Source organism: Sphingomonas sp. LH128 (genome assembly GCF_000293195.2).
GTDB lineage: Bacteria > Pseudomonadota > Alphaproteobacteria > Sphingomonadales > Sphingomonadaceae > Novosphingobium > Novosphingobium resinovorum_A.
In genome coordinates this window covers 1-18,238 of sequence record NZ_ALVC01000168.1, presented here as the reverse complement: position 1 = coordinate 18,238, position 18,238 = coordinate 1, and the positions used below count along the sequence as shown (strand labels likewise).

The 18,238-nt window shown below is 66.4% G+C and carries 17 protein-coding genes; 11 read left to right on the top strand and 6 right to left on the bottom strand.

The window, feature by feature from the left end; genetic code table 11:
• Positions 1-369 (bottom strand): enoyl-CoA hydratase/isomerase family protein (locus tag LH128_RS14175; RefSeq protein ID WP_008830332.1); only part of this gene is annotated, 369 nt, incomplete at its 3' end.
• A gap of 191 nt (positions 370-560) precedes the next feature.
• Here LH128_RS14175 and LH128_RS14170 point away from each other — a divergent pair.
• From LH128_RS14170 to LH128_RS14160, 3 genes are all read left to right on the top strand, one after another.
• Positions 561-2,252, top strand: coding sequence for an FAD-binding protein (locus LH128_RS14170; RefSeq protein WP_008830331.1), 1,692 nt, complete (start codon positions 561-563; stop codon positions 2,250-2,252).
• A gap of 104 nt (positions 2,253-2,356) precedes the next feature.
• A complete protein-coding gene (locus LH128_RS14165) occupies positions 2,357-3,355 on the top strand; it encodes a thiamine pyrophosphate-dependent dehydrogenase E1 component subunit alpha (protein WP_008830330.1) in 999 nt (332 codons plus the stop codon).
• Positions 3,352-4,371, top strand: coding sequence for an alpha-ketoacid dehydrogenase subunit beta (locus tag LH128_RS14160; RefSeq protein WP_008830329.1), 1,020 nt, complete (start codon positions 3,352-3,354; stop codon positions 4,369-4,371). The genes LH128_RS14165 and LH128_RS14160 overlap by 4 nt, the downstream gene beginning before the upstream one ends.
• 124 nt (positions 4,372-4,495) lie before the next feature.
• Here LH128_RS14160 and LH128_RS14155 read toward each other — a convergent pair whose 3' ends face one another.
• The 4 genes from LH128_RS14155 to LH128_RS14140 all read right to left on the bottom strand — a co-directional run bounded on the left by LH128_RS14155 (position 4,496) and on the right by LH128_RS14140 (position 8,182).
• Positions 4,496-5,431 carry a cation diffusion facilitator family transporter gene (locus tag LH128_RS14155; RefSeq protein ID WP_037519447.1) on the bottom strand — a complete coding sequence of 312 codons (936 nt, stop codon included), beginning with the start codon at positions 5,429-5,431 and terminating at the stop codon, positions 4,496-4,498.
• A 178-nt stretch (positions 5,432-5,609) separates the two neighbouring features.
• Positions 5,610-6,614 carry an acyl-CoA dehydrogenase family protein gene (locus tag LH128_RS14150; protein WP_008830327.1) on the bottom strand — a complete coding sequence of 335 codons (1,005 nt, stop codon included), beginning with the start codon at positions 6,612-6,614 and terminating at the stop codon, positions 5,610-5,612.
• A 1-nt stretch (position 6,615) separates the two neighbouring features.
• On the bottom strand, positions 6,616-7,797 hold the full coding sequence (locus LH128_RS14145) for an acyl-CoA dehydrogenase family protein (RefSeq protein WP_008830326.1): 1,182 nt from the start codon (positions 7,795-7,797) through the stop codon (positions 6,616-6,618).
• Positions 7,798-7,867: 70 nt separating this feature from the next.
• Positions 7,868-8,182: a Rieske (2Fe-2S) protein gene (locus LH128_RS14140; protein ID WP_008830325.1), complete on the bottom strand. Its 315-nt coding sequence runs from the start codon at positions 8,180-8,182 to the stop codon at positions 7,868-7,870.
• 163 nt (positions 8,183-8,345) lie between these two features.
• Between LH128_RS14140 and LH128_RS14135 the strand changes: the two genes are divergently transcribed.
• Positions 8,346-9,491 carry an acyl-CoA dehydrogenase family protein gene (locus LH128_RS14135; protein ID WP_008830324.1) on the top strand — a complete coding sequence of 382 codons (1,146 nt, stop codon included), beginning with the start codon at positions 8,346-8,348 and terminating at the stop codon, positions 9,489-9,491.
• Entirely contained in the window at positions 9,491-10,408 is a 918-nt protein-coding gene (locus LH128_RS14130) for an acyl-CoA dehydrogenase family protein (RefSeq protein WP_008830323.1), read from the top strand. Before LH128_RS14135 ends, LH128_RS14130 begins: the two co-directional genes overlap by 1 nt.
• 134 nt (positions 10,409-10,542) lie before the next feature.
• Here LH128_RS14130 and LH128_RS14125 read toward each other — a convergent pair whose 3' ends face one another.
• Positions 10,543-11,631 carry a helix-turn-helix transcriptional regulator gene (locus tag LH128_RS14125; protein ID WP_008830322.1) on the bottom strand — a complete coding sequence of 363 codons (1,089 nt, stop codon included), beginning with the start codon at positions 11,629-11,631 and terminating at the stop codon, positions 10,543-10,545.
• A 105-nt stretch (positions 11,632-11,736) separates the two neighbouring features.
• On the opposite strand from LH128_RS14125, the gene cysD reads away from it, so the two are divergent.
• The 6 genes from cysD to LH128_RS14095 all read left to right on the top strand — a co-directional run.
• Positions 11,737-12,639 (top strand): sulfate adenylyltransferase subunit CysD, encoded by a 903-nt coding sequence (gene cysD / locus LH128_RS14120; RefSeq protein WP_008830321.1) that lies wholly within the window; start codon positions 11,737-11,739, stop codon positions 12,637-12,639.
• Complete coding sequence (cysN, locus tag LH128_RS14115) at positions 12,639-14,561, top strand: sulfate adenylyltransferase subunit CysN (protein ID WP_008830320.1); 1,923 nt, start codon at positions 12,639-12,641, stop codon at positions 14,559-14,561. The genes cysD and cysN overlap by 1 nt, the downstream gene beginning before the upstream one ends.
• The gene (locus tag LH128_RS14110) at positions 14,561-15,298 is read left to right on the top strand and encodes a 3'(2'),5'-bisphosphate nucleotidase CysQ (RefSeq protein WP_008830319.1); all 738 of its coding nucleotides are present in this window, start codon (positions 14,561-14,563) and stop codon (positions 15,296-15,298) included. Before cysN ends, LH128_RS14110 begins: the two co-directional genes overlap by 1 nt.
• Positions 15,299-15,603: 305 nt before the next feature.
• Positions 15,604-16,266 (top strand): TetR/AcrR family transcriptional regulator, encoded by a 663-nt coding sequence (locus LH128_RS14105; protein ID WP_008830318.1) that lies wholly within the window; start codon positions 15,604-15,606, stop codon positions 16,264-16,266.
• A 255-nt stretch (positions 16,267-16,521) separates the two neighbouring features.
• Positions 16,522-17,505 (top strand): acrylyl-CoA reductase (NADPH), encoded by a 984-nt coding sequence (gene acuI, locus LH128_RS14100; protein ID WP_008830317.1) that lies wholly within the window; start codon positions 16,522-16,524, stop codon positions 17,503-17,505.
• A 24-nt stretch (positions 17,506-17,529) separates the two neighbouring features.
• The coding region (locus LH128_RS14095; RefSeq protein ID WP_008830316.1) for an AMP-binding protein at positions 17,530-18,238 on the top strand (709 nt) is incomplete at its 3' end.

The following is an 18,238-nucleotide window of genomic DNA, read 5'->3' as shown; positions in this document are numbered from 1 at the left end:
CGTCGCGCCGAGGCCGACCGCGTGGCCGTTCATCCGGCACACCACGGGCTTGTCGATGTCGAGCAGGGTGGAGACGATCCGTTTGGCCACGCGCGTCTCGTGGTCGAAGAGGTGGGGATTGCGCGCATTGTTCTCGATGTGGTCGAGGTCGCCGCCTGCCGAGAAGGCCCGGCCCGCGCCGGTCAGCACCACGACGTCCGATCCGGTATCGACCTGTGCGAACCACATCGCCTCGGCCAGATCGTCGTGAAGCTGCAGGTTTACCGCGTTCAGCGCCTCGGGCCGGTTGAGCGTGATGCGCAGCAGCCGTCCTTCGCGGGCCATTTCGATCATGGCCAACTGTGGCAGGGCGGGCGCGGTATCGGTCATTTCGGCAGGTCTCCTCTTCCCTCCAGCGTCATAGGCCGGGCGGTATCGAGGACCATGCGAAAACGCGATTTTGCCCAAACCTTTCGCTCCGGCGAAACCTTTACCCTTCGCGTTGCCAAAGCGGGCGAAGTTCGATCTACCGGGCTGAACGCATGCGCAGCAGCGCGGCTAGGCGGAGAGGTTACGGCACGATGACGCAGTTCGACGAGACTTTCGACTGGGTGGTCGTAGGAAGTGGCGCAGGCTCGATGGCTTCGGCGCTCTTGATGAAGCAGGCGGGCAAGACCGTCGTGATCCTCGAGAAGGCGCAGTGGATCGGCGGCACCACGGCGAAGTCCGGCGGGGTCATGTGGATACCCGGCAACCGCTTCATGGACCCCGGCGAGGACAGTCTGGAACGCGCTTGCCAGTACCTCGACGCGGTGGTGCCCGACGATGCGGAATCCCCCGGCACCAGCCCCGCGCGCCGCCGCACTTATGCGGTCGAAGCGCCGAAGATGCTGGACTTCATCGTTTCGCAGGGGGTCAGGATGGAGCGCGGCTCCCGCTTCTGGCCCGACTACTACGATGAACTCCCCGGCGGTATGAAGACCAGCCGCACCGTTACGGCTTTGCCCTTCGACAAGAATGAGCTGGGCAAGGAATGGGCGGGCAAGCTGCGTCAGGGCTTCGCCGAAGTGCCGGTCAAGCTGGACGATGCGATGAAGCTGCCCTTCGCGAAGCATTCGTGGGCGATCAAGCGGCTGATCGTCGGGATCGGGTTCAAGATCATCCTCGGCAAACTGACCGGCAAGCATTGGGTCACCGCCGGCGCGGCCTTGCAGGGGCGCATGCTCAAGGCGGTTCTGGACAATCAGGCGGCGGATATCCGCGTTAATTCGCCCGTCAGCGAAGTCATCATGGAAGGCGAAAAAGCCGTCGGCGTCGTCACCGAGAAAGACGGCAGGCCTTGGCGCATCGGTGCGCGGCTGGGCATCCTGATGAACGCGGGCGGGTTCTCGATGAACCAGGCGATGCGCGACACCTACATGCCGGGCACGCAGTCGAAGTGGTCCAACGGCATCGAGACCGACACCGGCGACATGCACCGCGAACTCGCCGCGAAGGGCGCGGCGCTGGCGCAGATGGACCAGATGGTCGGTTTCCAGATGACCGATGCGCCCGGCTGGGACACCGACTACGTCAAGCCCGGCACCCAGAGCACCACCGCCAAGCCCCATGCGATCCAGGTCGACCAGTCGGGCCTGCGCTACATGAACGAGGGCGGCTCCTACGAGGCGTTCTGCGAGACCATGCTGGTGCGCAACCGCACCGTGCCCGCCGTGCCGAGCTGGGCGATTCTCGACCAGCAGTACATGGACGAATACGCCGTCGCCGGTAAGGGCACCGCGAAGAAGAACATGGCCAAGTGGCTCGCCTCGGGCTGGATGCGCAAGGCGGATACGGTTGGCGAACTGGCCGGGATCATCGGCGTTCCTCCCGGCTCTCTGGAAACCACGGTCGCGCGCTGGAACGGCTTCGTGCGCGGCGGCCGCGACGAGGATTTCCAGCGCGGCGAGCGGGCCTACGACAACTTCCTCGGCGATCCGTTCTTCAAGGACGGCCCGAACCAGACGATGGGGATGATCGACAAGGCGCCGTTCTATGCTTTCCCGGTCTATCCCGGCGACGTCGGGACTTACGGCGGCGTCGTGTGTGACTGCGATTCGCGAGTGCTGCGCGAGGACGGCTCGGCGATCGAGGGGCTCTATGCCTGCGGCGTCACCACCGCCTCGCCGATGGGCCGCGTCTATCCCGGCGCCGGGGCGAGCGTCGGCCCGTCGATGACCTTCGGCTGGATCGCGGCCAAGCACGCGGCCGGCCTCGGCAACCAGGTGTTCTGAAACGCAGATACCGCAGGGGCGGTTCGCCCGTCCTTGCCAGCGGGGCCTGCCCTGAACCAATGTTCAGCCATCCCAGCAGCCACGAGCTGTCCGAGAGAGGAATCATGAGCGAAACGCCAACCAACCGGGCCATCCCCGACGCCGCCACACAGGTCGACATCTACCGTCGAATGATCCGCATCGAGCGCAACGACGACCTCACCCGTCAGCAGATCCGCCGCGGCCGCATCACCGCGCCATATTATTCGGCGCGCGGGCAAGAGTGCATTCCCTCGGCGATCTCGGTGCTGCTCAACAATGACGACAAGATCTGCACGATCTATCGCGGCATCCACGACATGGTCGCCAAGGACATGCCGCTGCGGCCCCTGTGGGCAGAAATCTGCGGCCGCGTCGACGGCACCTGCAAGGGCAAGGGCGGCCCGATGCACCTCACTCACCCGGAGACCGGCGTCATGGTGACGACGGGCATCGTCGGCTCCTCGATGCCGATCGCCAACGGCTTCGGTTGGGCGGCGCTGCTCGACGGCACGAAGCAGGTCACCGTCGCCTACTTCGGTGATGGCGCCAGCAACATCGGCGCCTTCCACGAGGCGCTGAACCTCGCCTCGGTGTGGAAGCTGCCGGTGATCTTCGTGTGCCAGAACAATGGCTTTGCCGAGCACACCCGCTACGAGAACGGCACCTCGGTGGACTTCATCGCCAAGCGCGCGGCCGGTTACGGTATGCCGGGCTACACGGTGGACGGCAACGATCCGCTCGACGTCTATGCCCATGCCCACGCCGCCATCGAGCGCGCCCGCGCCGGTGAAGGGCCGACCTTGCTGGAGTGCAAGACCTTCCGCTTCATGGGCCACGTCTTCGGCGACAACGACGCCTACATGACCAAGGAAGAAAAGGCCGCCGCGATCGAGGCCGATCCGCTGCCGCGCTTCCGCCAAAAGCTGATCGACGACGGTGTCGCCAGTGCCGAGCAGCTCGACGAACTCACCGCGAAGATCGAGGCCGAGGTCAACGACGCCATCGACTACGCAATGGCCTGTGAATTCCCGTCCGACGACGAACTGCGCCGCGACGTCTTTGCCGAGGAGATTCCGGCATGAGCACTGAAACTCTCGAAGCCCCCGTCGTCGAGACGGTGAAGATGAACGGCCTGCAGGCCATCAACGCCGCGCTGAGCGAGGCGATGGAAGCCGATCCCAAGGTTCTCGTTCTGGGCGAGGATATCGCTGACAACGAGGGCGGCGGTGTCTGCGGCGTGACGCGCGGGCTGTCGACGAAGTTCGGCACCAGCCGCGTGCGCTCCACCCCGATCTCTGAACAGGCGATCATGGGCGCGGCGATCGGCGTGGCCATGGCCGGCTACAAGCCGGTGGCCGAGATCATGCTGATGAACTTCACGACCGTCGCCATGGACATGATCGTGAACCACGCGGCCAAGCTGCGCTTCATGTCCGGCGGCCAGAGCCAGGTGCCGCTGGTGATCCGCACCATGACCGGCGGCGGCAACCAGACCGCCGGGCAGCACGCCGACTTCTACGAGGCGTGGTTCGCGCATACCGCGGGCATCAAGGTGGTGATCCCCTGGACCCCGGGCGACATGAAGGGCCTCTATCTCTCGGCGATCCAGGACCCCGATCCGGTCATCATCATCGAAAGCGTCAAGACCCTGTTCGTGCCGATGGACACGCCGGTCAACCAGGGCCCGATCCCGCTGGGCAAGGCCAACATGGTCGTACCGGGCAGCGACCTCACCATCGTCTCCTACGGGCAGATGATGTTCACGGTGATGCAGGCGGTCGAGGAACTGGCGGCGGCGGGCGTCTCGGTCGAAGTGGTCGACCTGCGCACGATCTCGCCGTGGGACAAGGAAACGGTGCTGGCCTCGGCCGAAAAGACCGGACGCCTGTTGGTGGTCCACGAAGCGGGCCGCAACTTCGGTCCTGGCGCGGAGATCGCCGCGACCGCGCAGGAAGTGCTGTTCGGCAAGCTCAAGGCGCCGGTCGGTCGCCTCGGCGCGCCGTATTGCGCGGTGCCCTTCGCGAAGAAGCTGGAGGATGCCTATCTCGTGCAGCCGCCCGAGATCGTCGCGGAGGTCAAGCGGCTGATGGCGATCTGATACCCACCCCGTCCGGCTAGTTCGCTGCGCTCTCAAGCCTACCGGCCCTCCCGCACGCGGGAGGGCGAAGCGGTGGCCTTTCATTCCCCTCCCGCGTGCGGGAGGGGGCAGGGGTGGGCCTTACTCAACCCAGCACCGCCTGCTCGCGCTTCTCGGGCCGGATGTAGATCGAGGTGATCTTCGGCGAGAGCGCTTTCATCCGCGTCTCCAAGTTTTCGATCAGCGTTTCCGCCTCGCCCATCGGCAGGTTGTCGGCAAAGTCCGCGCTGATCGCCACGAACACCGCGTCCGGTCCTGTGTGGACGGTGCGCACATGGTTGACCGAGGTGATGTGCGGGTTGCCTTCCATCACCCCGCGCAGCCCGGCAATCAGTGCCGGGTCGGCGGCCTCTCCGATCAGCAGGCCCTTGGACTCGCGCGCCAGCAGCACTGCGACGGCCGCCAGCACCAGGCCGATCAGAACCGATGCCGCGCCGTCGAGCCTCGGCTCTGCGAAGTGGCCGCTAGCCCAGATGCCGAGCGCTGCGATGACGAGGCCGATCAGCGCTGCGCTGTCCTCGAACAGGACGATGAAGCCCGGCGGGTCCTTGGAGCGGCGGATTGCCTGCCACCAGCTCTGCCCGGCGCGGCCCGCGTTGAACTCCTTCACCGCGATGGCCCAGGATGCGCCCTCCATGAGGAAGGCGACGCCCAGCACGATGTAGCTGAGGGTCGGGTCCTCGACCGCGCGGGGCTCGCGGATATGGGCGATGCCCTCGTAGATCGAAATACCCGCGCCGCCCGCGAAGATCAGGATCGCGACGACGAAGGCCCAGAAGTACAGCTCGCGCCCGTAGCCGAAGGGATGGGCTGCGTCGGCTGCGCGCTTGCCCTGGTTCTGGCCGTAGAGCAGCAGGATCTGGTTACCGCTGTCAACCAGCGAATGGACACCCTCGGTCGCCATGGCGGAAGAGCCGCCGATACCTGCCGCCACGAACTTGGCGACGGCGATGCCCATGTTCGCCGCCAGCGCGCCGTAGAGGACTATGTTGTCGCGGATGTGTCCGGAAGTCTTGGCCATGCCCGGCACAACGAGCGGCGGGGCAGGGCGTTGCTTACCGTCGTCCCGGACTTGATCCGGGACCGCTGCCCGTGAACAGCCTACCCGTCGCTTAGACACCTTGCCGCATGAACTGCGCCTAAAGACAGCCACCGGTCCCGGATCAAGTCCAGGACGACGAATTGCTCCGGCCGATCTGTCAGCCCAGCGCCTCTCGCCCCGTCCGCTCGTTCCACAGGTCTGGCGATCCGCAAAGCTGCAGGTTCAGCATCGCGCGTTTCATGAAGCGGTGGATCGGGTGTTCCTCGGTCAGGCCGATGCCGCCGTGAAGCTGGATCGCCTCTTCGGTGACGAATGCGAAGGCCTCGGCCGCCAGCGTCTTCGCCGCGGCGCACTGGACGAGGGTTGCGGCATCGTCGCGCACCCGGTTCCACAGGAGCGCCTCGGCCACGGCAATGCGCGCCTTCATATCGGCGGCGCGGTGCTTGAGAGCCTGGAACATGGCGATGGGCCGGTCGAACTGGCGGCGCATCTTCATGTATTCGATGGTGAGTTCCAATGCGGCATTCGCGGCACCGAGGCAGTCGGCGGCGACGGCAAGGTGCGCTTCGGGCGCCAGCGCGTCGTGCAGCGCTGCAGCGCCGTCCGCATCGGTGAGCATGAGTGCCGGATCGGGCGCGTATCCATCAAGAACGATGTCGAACAGGCGCCGGCTGGGGTCCCAGATCGCGCGCTCCACGATAGAAACACCCGGCGCATCGGTCGGCACGAGGGCATAGCCGCCCGGCAGCTTCGCAACGACCGCCACCGCCATGTCCGCATCGAACACACCGCCGACTACGCCCGAAAGCGTACCATTCGGTGCCGCCTCCAGCTTCGCGGGGAGCAGGTGCAGGGGGGCGTATTCGCCCCCCGCCAGCCGTTCCAGCCACTCGACCCGCGCCGCAATCTCGCTCGCCAGCACGGCCTGCAGGCCCAATTGCGCCGGGATCAGCGGCGTCGTCGCCAGCACGCGGCCCATCTCGAAATGGATCGCGGCGGAAGCCTCTCGATCAAGGCCGAGGCCGCCGTCTTCCTCGGGCAGGCGCACCATCAGCCAGCCCATCTCCGCCACCAGCCGCCAGCTTTCATCGCGGCCGGGGGAGAGTGCGTCGGCGGGGAACGCCTTCTGCGCGGCGTCGGTCAGTTCGTTCAGTTCGATCATGTCAGGCCACCCAGGCTTTCGGCTCGCGCGGCATGTCGAGCATGCGCTCGGCGATGATATTACGCTGCACTTCCTCGCTGCCCCCGGCGATGGTCCAGGCGTAGGAGTTCATGAAGTCCGCCATCCAGTTGCCGGTATTGAGGTCGCCGAAGGTGATCGGCGCTACGTATTGCTCCGCGATGCCGCCAAGGCGCAGGCCCAGCTTCGCATAGGCCCTGAGCGCGCGGCTGTAGCTGTTCTTGATGATGGAGGCGTCGCCAATGCGCTCGATGCCCTTGATCCGGTTGTCCAGGAACTGGTCGGCGACGGCGCACACGGCGTCCACTTGCGTCACCAGTTCGCCGAAATCCCGCAGCACTCCGCGATCGTCCTCGTGTCCGTGCTCGCGGATCAGCGAGGCCACGCGCGACAGGGCGCCGCGCATACGGTAGGACAACTCCATCAGCGTCAGCCCGCGCTCGGAAGCGAGCGTCGCCTGCGCCACGGCCCAGCCCTTGCCCTCATCGCCGACGCGCTCGGAGACGGGGATTTCCACATTGTCGAGGAAGATCTCGGCGAATTCCTCGTCGCCCTGGATCTGGTGGATCGGGCGGACAGAGACGCCGGGTGCCTTCATGTCCATCAGCAGGTACGTGATGCCCGCCTGCTTGGGGCCGTCCGAGGAGGTGCGCACCAGCAGCAGGCACCGTTGCGCGAACTGCGCCATCGTCGACCAGACCTTCTGGCCGTTGACGACGTAGACGTCGCCCTTGCGCTCCGCCCTGGTCTTGATGGCGGCGAGGTCTGATCCGGCGCCGGGCTCGGAGAAGCCCTGGCACCATGTCTCGCCCTCGAGGATGCGCGGGAGGTAGCGGTCCTGCTGCTCCCGGGTCGCACATTCGTGCAACGTTGCGAAGGCATGGTACGTCGAGACGAAGGAGAGCAGCAGGCGCGGACAGTCTGCCTTCGCCAGTTCCTCGTAGATCACTTTCTGCTCGGCCAGGCTGCGGCCGCCGCCGGGGAACGTGGCAGGCCAGTGCGGGATGGCGTAGCCTGCCGAAACCAGCCGCGTAAACCAGTCGCGCTGGGTGCGGACGAAGTCGTCCTGCGTGCGGCTCGCGTCGCGCCAGCCGGTCGGCGCCTCGGCGGCTAGGAAGGCGCGCACTTCGCGGCGCAGCGCTTCGAGATCGGGCGTATCGGTCATGGAGACCGTCCAAGCACGGGGCACGGCGGCGCGTCCATAAGGGGCGGTACGCGCGGGCGATATCGGGAGGTTAGACCGCCACCTCGATCACGTCGCCCTCGATCCGCACTTCATAAGTATCGATCGGCATCGAGGCGGGCGGGTTTATCGGCTTGCCGGTTTCCAGATCGAAACGCGCGCCGTGAACCGGGCAGGAAATCCACCCCGCGCGCACGCGGCCGCATTCAAGCGTTTCGTAGGCGTGGCTGCACAAGTTGCGCACCGCGTAGACCTGATCCCGCGCGCCGACGAGGAGCACGCTGATCCCGCCCACCTCGACCACTTTCTTGCCGCCCTGCGGAACTTCATCGAGTTTCGCCACCGCGACGAATGCCTTCTCGCTCACCCGTGTCCTTTCGTATCTCTTCGCTGCGTCCTTGCGGTACTCCGCAGGTGATTTCCAGCACAAGTGGTCGATGCGCAATCGCGCCAGCGATTCCGACGCCCCGGCGGTTGTGGGGCGAGGCTGCCTGTGCCTAACGAAAGGCTGAGAGGAGGGCGCCGCCCCGATGCAATTCGAATGGACCGCCGGGCAGGACGCCTTCCGGCACAAGATCCGCGACTTCCTACACGCCAACCTGCCTGCGGACTGGGAGAAGTTCTCGGAACACGGCCCTGCGTCCCCGGCGCTGACCGCCTTCGCGCGCGACTTCTGTGTCAAGCTGGCGGAAGCGGGCATCCTCTTCCCGCACTGGCCGGTCGAGATGGGCGGCGAGGGCCTCGGCCCGTGGGAACAGCAGATCCTCTCCGAAGAGATGTGGATCGCCGGCGAGCCGCGCGGCGGCCAGTACATGAACGTCAACTGGATCGGCCCGACGCTGGAGAAGTACGGCACGCCCGAGCAGAAGGCCCGCTACCTCGAGCCGATCACGCGCGGGGAATCGCTGTGGTGTCAGGGTTTTTCGGAACCTGACGCCGGGTCGGACCTAGCCTCGCTGCGGACGCGAGCCACGCTGACCGAAGGCAACTACGTCATCAGCGGCCAGAAGATCTGGACCAGCTATGCGGGCCTCGCCGACACCTGTTTCCTGCTGACGCGCACCAGCGACGACCGCAAGAAGGGCATCACCATCATTCTGGTGCCGATGGACACGCCCGGCATCACCGTGCGCCAGATTCCCTCGCTGATCGGCGAGGGCGACATCCATGAGGTCTTCTTCGACGACGTCACCGTGCCCGAAACCGCCCGCTTCGGCGAGGAAGGGCAGGCATGGGAGATCGTCGCCTATTCGCTGCGCAACGAGCGGCTCGGCATCCCGCGCTTCACGCTGGCGCGCGCGGCGCTCGATCGGGCGGTGGCGATGCTCAAGGAGCAGGGGCGCTTTGCGCGCGAACATGTGCGGATCGAGGCGGCGCGTTGTGCCGCACTGTGCGAGGCGGCGGGCACGGCGAACTACGCCGTCGTCCAGAAGCGCGTCGAGGGCCTCGCGATCGGTGCGGAGTCCAGTTCCGCGCGCTACGCCACCGTCATGGCCGAGCGGGCGGTGTGCGAATTCGTCGTCGAGTTCCTGCCCGAAGCGCTCGCGGGGGCCTCGCCGTATCTCAAGATGCACCACCAGCGCGGGATCGTCGCGGGCGTCGCGGCGGGGTCGGCGGAAATCCAGCTCAACATCATCGCCAGCGACGTGCTGGAACTGCCTCGGGAGCCGCGCTGATGCACTTGTCCCTCAACGAGGACCAGCGGCAGGTCCTCGACTTCATCGACAGCCTCGCGCGGCCTTACGCGGGCGTTCCGCTGCACGATGCCGGCCTCACGCTCGAAAGCGCGGAACTTGACGCGGCGCTGGTCGAGAACGGGTTTCTCGACGTGCTGATGGTCGAGGAACTCGGCCCCGTCACCGCCGCGCTGGTGGTGGAGAAGCTGGCGCGGCTGCCCTTTGCACTAGAGGCGGCGGCCTCGTCCTTCGTACGCCCGCTGATCGATCCGGACCTGCCGCGTCCGCTGTGTCTGGTCGAGGAGGGGCGCACGGCTGGTCCGGTGCGTTTCCTGCGGCCGGGGGCGAGCGTCGTGATCGTCGGGCCTTCGGGCGTGCGCAGCTTCAAGGCGGACGAGAGTGTGATCGCGGCGGCGCAGGAGGATGCGCTTTATGCCTATCCCGTGGCGTTCCTGACCGGTCTGCCGGATGCGATGACTGCGTATGAGGTCGATCCTGCCGAAGTGCTGCGTTCGTGGCGCGTGGGAAGCGCGGCCGAAGCCGCGGGCCTGCTGGGCGCGGCGCTGGCGTCTACGGTGACTTACGCGTCAGAGCGCAAGCAGTTCGGCCGCCCGCTGGCCACCTTTCAGGGCATGCGGCATCGTCTGGCCGAAGACCAGGTCATGACCAACTCGGTCTACTGGCTCGCCCTGCGTGCGGCCGGGACCGGCGATCCCGGCGACGCCGCGCTGGCCCTTCTGCATGCGCAGGAGGCGGCGAAGCGGGTGTGCTACGACTACCACCAGTTCCTTGGCGGCATGGGCATGACGCTGGAACATCCGCTGCACTTGTGGACCTATCGCCTCAAGCTGCTGACCGCCGAACTGGGCGGGCGCGGCGAGCAGGGGCTGGCGGCGGCGGAGGCGCTTTGGGGGTGAGGCTCGAAGGCCCACCCCGCCGCGACTAGGCGATAAATCGCCAAGTCTCGCTCCCCCCGCTTGCGGGAGGGGCGTCTCCGGCTAGATTCCCCCTCCCGCTTGCGGGAGGGGCTGGGGGTGGGCTCTTCCGCACTTCACCCCATCACCGCCACGCTGTCGCTGACCAGCCGCACCAGTTCCGCTTGCCCGCGCACGCCCAGCTTGGCGTAGAGGCGCTTGGAATAATTGCGCGCCGTTTCCAGCGTCAGGCCCATGTTTTCGGCCGCCTCGGCGATAGATTGCCCCTCGTTCAGCGCGATCGCCAGCTGCGCCTCGCGCGGGGGCAGGTCGAACAGGCGGGTGAGGCGCTCCACGCTCGCCGGCGTTCTTGCATTGGGCAGGCGGCACAGCGCCAGCATCGAGGGGCGCGGCATGTCGCTGGTGGCCGTCAGCAGCGCTTCCAGCCGAGGGTCCTCATGCAGCATCACTGCACGCGGCGGGGGCGGCGTCGACGAGGCGAACAGCACGGCTGCCCCGCCCAGTTCACGCTCCGCATGGACGCCGAGATCGCGCAGGCGCTCCCCCACGCGCGGCGTGTAGCCGAGATTCCCGCGCATCCATGCATCGAGGCGCGGGTCGATGGCCAATAGCCGCGCCTCGCGGTCGAACACCATCCATGCCGTAGCGCTGCGCGCCATGCCCTGCGCACTGACGCTGGCGCGGATGCGGTGGTGCTCCAGCGCGACATAGCTGCGCAGCGCGGCCTCCACGTAAGGCGCGAGCGAGGAGAGCAGGGCGCTGTCCGCCGCCTCGCAAGGTTTAGCGCGGGCGAGGATAAGCCATGCATCGGTCTCCGCGACACGCGGCAGGCGCACCACCCGCTCGTCGGCGATACCGAGGCGCGCCATCTTGGCCAGGCGGTCGGCCCGGAAGACGGGATCGTGGTCCACGAACTCGCCGACGCTGTAGACGCGGCCCGGGCGCAGTTGGTCGTAGTGCAGGCGCTCCAGCGCATGCATCTCGAACGGATCGAGTTCGCGCGCCTCGCTGCGCAAGTCGCGTCCGGCGTGGAAGTCGGTGATCTGGGCATGCGGGCCGTCGCCCTGCTTCATCACGATGCTGACGTACTCGGCATCGCTCCGGCGACGCAGGCGCTCGAGAAACTCGGCAAACTGCGCCTTGTCGCCAATCCCCGCTATCAGCGGCAGCAGCAAATCTGTCTCATCGTTGGATGTCAGAGCCATATCTCCCTCCCATATGGGAGGTTCTGCGATTTGTCATCCTTGCAAAGAGCGATTCGAGCCCAACAAGAGGGCGACCCTGCGAAGGCCAAAGGACCAGAGATCCTGATGAAGACCCTGACGCACCTCGACAGACTCGAGGCCGAAGCCATCCATATCATCCGCGAAGTCGTCGCCGAGGCCGAGAAGCCGGTGATGCTCTATTCCGTCGGCAAGGACAGCGCGGTGATGCTGCACCTTGCGCGCAAGGCGTTCTATCCCTCGCCGCCGCCGTTCCCGCTGCTCCATGTCGACACCACGTGGAAATTCAAGGCGATGTACGACCTGCGCGACAAGATGGCGCGCGACAGCGGTATGGAGCTGCTGGTCTACCAGAACCCGGAAGCGGCCGAGAAAGGCATCAATCCCTTCGACCACGGCGCGCTCCACACCGACATGTGGAAGACCGAAGGTCTGAAGCAGGCACTCGACAAGTACGGCTTCGATGCGGCTTTCGGCGGCGCCCGCCGTGACGAGGAGAAGAGCCGCGCCAAGGAGCGCATCTTCTCGTTCCGCACCTCCTCGCACGGCTGGGACCCGAAGAACCAGCGTCCGGAGCTGTGGAACCTCTACAACGCCCGCAAGGCGCGCGGGGAATCGATCCGCGTGTTCCCGATCTCCAACTGGACCGAGCTGGATATCTGGCAGTACATCCACCTCAACGACATCCCCATCGTCCCGCTCTATTTCGCGGACAAGCGCCCCACCGTGGAGCGCGACGGCATGCTGCTGATGGTCGATGACGACCGCTTCCCGCTCAAGGACGGCGAAGTGCCGGTAGAGCGCTCGATCCGCTTCCGCACGCTGGGCTGCTACCCGCTGACGGGTGCAGTGGAGAGCGAGGCGAAGACGCTGCCCGAGGTGATCCAGGAAACCCTCCTCACGACCACCAGCGAGCGACAGGGCCGCGCCATCGACAAGGACGCCGGCGGCGCCGGCATGGAAGTGAAGAAGCAGCAGGGGTACTTCTGATGGCCGATATCGACACCAAGGAAGCGGTCTACGTCACCGACAAGCTCATCGCCGAGGACATCGACGCCTACCTCGTCCAGCACGAGCACAAGACGATGCTGCGCTTCATCACCTGCGGCAGCGTCGACGACGGCAAGTCCACCCTGATCGGGCGCCTGCTCTACGATTCGAAGATGATCTTCGAGGACCAGCTCGACGCGCTCACCGCCGACTCCAAGAAGGTCGGCACGCAGGGGCAGGAGATCGACTTCGCGCTCCTCGTCGACGGCCTCGCCGCCGAGCGCGAGCAGGGCATCACCATCGACGTGGCCTACCGCTTCTTCAACACCGAGAAGCGTAAGTTCATCGTCGCCGACTGCCCCGGCCACGAACAGTACACCCGCAACATGGTGACGGGCGCCTCGACCGCCGACCTCGCGGTGATTCTGATCGATGCGCGCAAGGGCGTGCTGGTGCAGACGCGCCGCCATTCGTACTTGTGCCACCTGATCGGCATCAAGAACATTGTGCTGGCGGTGAACAAGATGGACCTCGTCGACTACGACCAGGCCGTGTTCGACGGCATCGTCAAGGACTACGCCGAGTTCGCCAGGTCGATCGGGATCGACAGCTTCACCGCGATGCCGATCTCCGGCTTCAAGGGCGACAACATCACCACGCCTTCGGCCAATACGCCCTGGTACAAGGGGCCGACGCTGGTGGAGCACCTCGAAACCGTCGAGGTTCTCTCCTCGGTCGATGCCGACAAGCCGTTCCGCCTGCCGGTGCAGTGGGTGAACCGTCCCAACCTCGACTTCCGCGGCTTCTCGGGCCTCATCGCCACCGGCAGCGTCAAGCCGGGCGACAAGATCCGCGTACTGCCCTCGGGCAAGACCAGCGCGATCACCCGCGTCGTTACCTATGACGGCGATCTCGACGAAGCCGTTGCCGGCCAGTCGGTTACGGTGTGTTTCGAAGATGAAATCGACTGCTCGCGCGGCTCGGTCATCTCGGTCGCCGACAATCCGCCGCAGACCGCCGACCAGTTCGAATCGACGATCGTGTGGCTGGCCGACGAGGCGCTGATCCCTGGCCGCGCCTATTGGCTCAAGCTGGGCACGCAGCAGGTCTCCGCGACCGTGGCCGAGCCCAAGTACACGGTCAACGTCAACACCATGGAGCACATGGCGGCCAAGACGCTGGACCTCAACGCCATCGGCGTGGCGGAACTGACCACCGACAAGCAGGTCGTCTTCGAGCCTTATGCCGAGAACCGCACGCTCGGCGGCTTCATTCTGATCGACAAGATGACCAACGCCACCGTCGCGGCGGGCATGCTCAACTTCTCGCTGCGCCGTTCGCAGAACGTCCACTGGCAGGCCGTCGACATCGACCGCAAGCAGCATGCGGGGCTCAAGAACCAGAAGCCCGCCGTGCTGTGGTTCACCGGTCTTTCGGGTTCGGGCAAGTCCACGATCGCCAACATGGTCGAGAAGAAGCTGCACCGGATGAACCGGCACACCTTCCTGCTCGACGGGGACAACGTGCGCCACGGTCTGAACAAGGATCTGGGCTTCACCGAGGCCGACCGCATCGAGAACATCCGCCGCGTGGGCGAAGTCTCGAAGCTGATGACCGACGCAGGGCTGATCGTCATCACCGCGTTCATCTCGCCGTTCCAGGCGGACCGCGAGATGGTGCGCGCGATGCTGCCCGAGGGTGAATTCATCGAGGTGTTCATCGACACCCCGCTGAAGGTTGCCGAGGCGCGCGACGTCAAGGGCCTCTACAAGAAGGCGCGTTCCGGTGAGCTGAAGAACTTCACCGGCATCGACAGTCCCTACGAAGCGCCGCGCAATCCCGAGGTGCGGATCGACACGACGGTCATCTCGCCCGAGGAAGCGGCCGAACTCATCGTCAACACCCTGCTGGGAGACGCCTGATGTCCTATACCGACGGCGATCTCGCGGCGAAGCTGGCGGACGAAGCGGGCAAGATCCTCCTCAGCGTGCGTGGCTCCGGCCTGTTCGGCGGGAAAGCACTGGGCAAGGCGGGCGACCAGACCGCCAACCAGTTCCTCTGCCACGCCCTGCGTGAGCAGCGTCCCGAGGACGGCCTGCTCTCCGAGGAGGAGAAGGACAACGCCGAGCGCCTGGCCATGAGCCGCGTATGGATCGTGGACCCCGTGGACGGCACCCGCGAATACGGCGAGGAGCGCGCCGACTGGGCGGTCCATGTCGGCCTTGCGGTGGACGGCGTGCCGGTGCTGGGCGCAGTGGCGCTGCCGGGCGCCGACCTCGTGCTGCGTTCGGACCAGCCGGGCGAGGTTCCGCCCGCGCCGGAAAAGCTGCGCATGGTCGTGAGCCGCACCCGGCCCGCGAAAGAGGCTACCAGCGTGGCGGAGACGATCGGTGCCGAACTGGTGCCGATGGGTTCGGCCGGGGCCAAGGCAATGGCTATCCTGCTCGGGCAGGCGGACATCTACCTGCACTCGGGCGGGCAGTACGAGTGGGACAGCTGCGCGCCTGCGGCTGTCGCCCTCGGCTGGGGGCTGCATGTCTCGCGGATCGACGGTTCGCCTTTGGTCTACAACCGCGAGGACGTCTACATGCCCGACCTGCTGATCTGCCGGAAGGAACACGCTGACATGGTGCTGCGCGAGGTCGCGGCGTTGGTTTGAGCGCGGCCCCTTCATTCGCCCACTGCGTCGTCATCCCAGCGAAAGCTGGGACCGTTGTGGCCATCATGCAAGCCTGCGTGAGGCCGCAGCGTCATTCGCCGAAGCCTCGGCGCAAGCTTTCGTCAGGCCGCCAGCGGTCCCAGCCTTAGCCGGGATGACGGGCGGTCTGACGCAAGAACTGCATTCGCGGCACAACGCCCCCACGGCATTTTGCTATCGATTGTGTATCACATCCCGGTCAACATTGCTGTTCAGTGACGCCCCCGCTATAGCCGCCCCCTTTTTACGGGTAATCGGGGGCAGACATGGAAGCGAGGACCAGGCGCAGGGTCAGAGACCCGATCGCGACGCGCGAGACGATCCTCGAGGCGGCCAGCAACCTGCTGGCAAAGGACGGGCTTGAGGGGGTCAGCCTTTCTGCGGTGGCGCATCTGGCGGCCGTCAACCGGGGCACTGCCTACCAGCACTTCGAAACGCGTGAGAAGCTGATCGAGGCGACGATTCAGTGGGTCTCCGACAAGCTGTTCCGCGCCGTGTTCGGCGATCCCGAGACGATCGGCGATCGCCGCGTCGAGGAAGTTGACACCGCCGCGCTCACCGACCGCCTGTGCGATTTCGCCATGGAGAACCCGGAAATCTGCCGCGTCTGGCTGCAGCAGGTGCTGGCCTCGCCCGACCCCAGCCAGGACCCGTTCTGGCGCGAGTATGCGGGATCGCTGCAGCGCTTTGCCGATACCAAGCTGGCGATGCCGGGGATTGATGCCGAGGTGTTCTCGGTGATGAACCTTGCCGGCGTGTTCTTCTGGCCGATCTTCGCGCGCGCCCATGCCGCGAACGAGGAGGAGCGCAATGCCCTCACCAAGCGCTTCAGCCATGAGATTCTGCGCCTCTCGATGTACGGCTCGATGAACGCCTCGCGCTTTCCCGAAGTGGCGGCGCGGCTGGCGGCGGAGGATGGGGCTGCGTAGTCTCGCGTTCGAGGTTTGCGCGAGGGGGCTTCGACTGGCCGTGCCTGACCCTTCGACAAGCTCAGGGTGAGCGGAGGTAACGTAAACCTCTCAATTCCCGCTCAGGCTGAGCTTGTCGAAGCCCCCCTCGGCGAGCCACTTCCATTTCGCCTCCGCGATGCCATGTCCCGCCGGCATTGACGCATGGGGTCCGAACCCGTCAGCACGGCAGGCGAGTTCGACCCCGTATCGGGCCGAAGAGGGAGTTCGCCAGAGATGTTTTCCGCCATCGTCATCGACAAGACCGAACAGGGCCAGACCGTCGGCCTCCAGCAGCTGGACGAAAGCGCGCTGCCTGAAGGCGACGTGACCATCGACGTCGCCTTCTCAACGCTCAACTTCAAGGACGGCCTCGCGATCACCGGCGCCTCGCCGGTCGTGCGCAAGTTCCCGATGGTGCCCGGCATCGACCTCGTCGGCACCGTGACCGAGAGCAGCCATGGCGACTGGAAGGCGGGCGACACCGTCGTCCTCAACGGCTGGGGCGTGGGCGAAGTCCACTGGGGCGGTCTCGCACAAAAGGCGCGGCTCAAGGGCGACTGGCTGGTGCCGCTGCCTTCGGCCTTCACCCCGGCACAGGCCATGGCGATCGGTACGGCGGGCTACACCGCTGCCCTGTGCGTCGATGCGCTCGTCGATTTCGGCGTAACCCCGGATCAGGGCGAGGTGCTCGTCACCGGCGCCACCGGCGGCGTCGGCTCGGTCGCCATCGCGATCCTCAAGAAGCTCGGTTATTCGGTCGCCGCGCTGACCGGCAAGCCGGGCGAGGCGGACTATCTCAAGGCGCTCGGCGCCGAAACCATCATCGACCGCGCCGAACTGGCCGAGAAGGGCAAGCCGCTGCAGAAAGAGCGCTGGGCTGGCGTCGTCGATACGGCGGGCAGTTTCACCCTTGCGAATGCTTGCGCGCAGACGAAGTACGGCGGCGCGGTGGCGGCCTGCGGTCTGGCACAGGGCGCGGACCTGCCCGCGACCGTGATGCCCTTCATCCTGCGCGGCGTGGCACTGCTCGGCATCGACAGCGTCATGGCGCCGAAGGCCAAGCGCCTTAAGGCATGGGACCGTCTGGCGAAGGATCTCGATCCCGCCTCGCTCGACACCATCGGCCAGACCATCGCCCTTGGTGATGCGGTGGAGGCCGCGAAGAAGTTCATGTCGGGCGAGGTCAAGGGCCGCTTCATCGTCGACGTGAACGCCTGACGTCAGCAGAGCGAAGAGGACGGCATGACGGCTTCGGTCAAGGTGGTGGACGGCCTTTCGGTCGTCCACGGCATTCCTCTCGGCGAGGAGCAGGGCATCGGCGCGCTGACGCTGGGCGGCTACGTGCGTGAGGTCACCGCGCGCTACGGCCCGCGCGAGGCTGCGGTGATCCACCTTGGCGGGGAGGTCGTGCGCTGGACCTACGACGATCTCTACGCCCGCTCGCTGGAAGTGGCGAAGTCGCTGCTGGCGCTCGGCACCGGCAAGGGCACGCGCGTGGGCGTGCTGATGACCAACCGCCCCGAATTCCTCGCCGCCGTGTTCGGTGCGGCGCTGGCCGGGTGCGTGGCGACGCCGATCAGCACGTTCTTCACGCCCTCCGAGCTGGAAGTGGTGCTCAAGGCCTCGGGCGTGTCGGTGCTGCTGCTCGAGCGCTCGGTGCTGAAGAAGGACTTCGCCGAAATGCTGGCCGGGCTGGAGCCAGAGGTCATGACCGCCAAGCCCGGCGCGCTGGCCTCGCGCACGTTCCCGTTCCTGCGCTATGCGGCGATGGTCGACAGTGACGAGCCGCTGGGCATGATCGAGGGGCCGGGCGCCTTCCTCGCGCGCGGCCGCGATGTGGCCGAAGACCTGGTTCTCGCCGCCGCAGATGCGGTCTCACCCGCCGATCCCGGCATCCTGCTGTTCTCCTCGGGCTCGACCGGCAAGGCCAAGGGCATCCTCAGCGCGCATC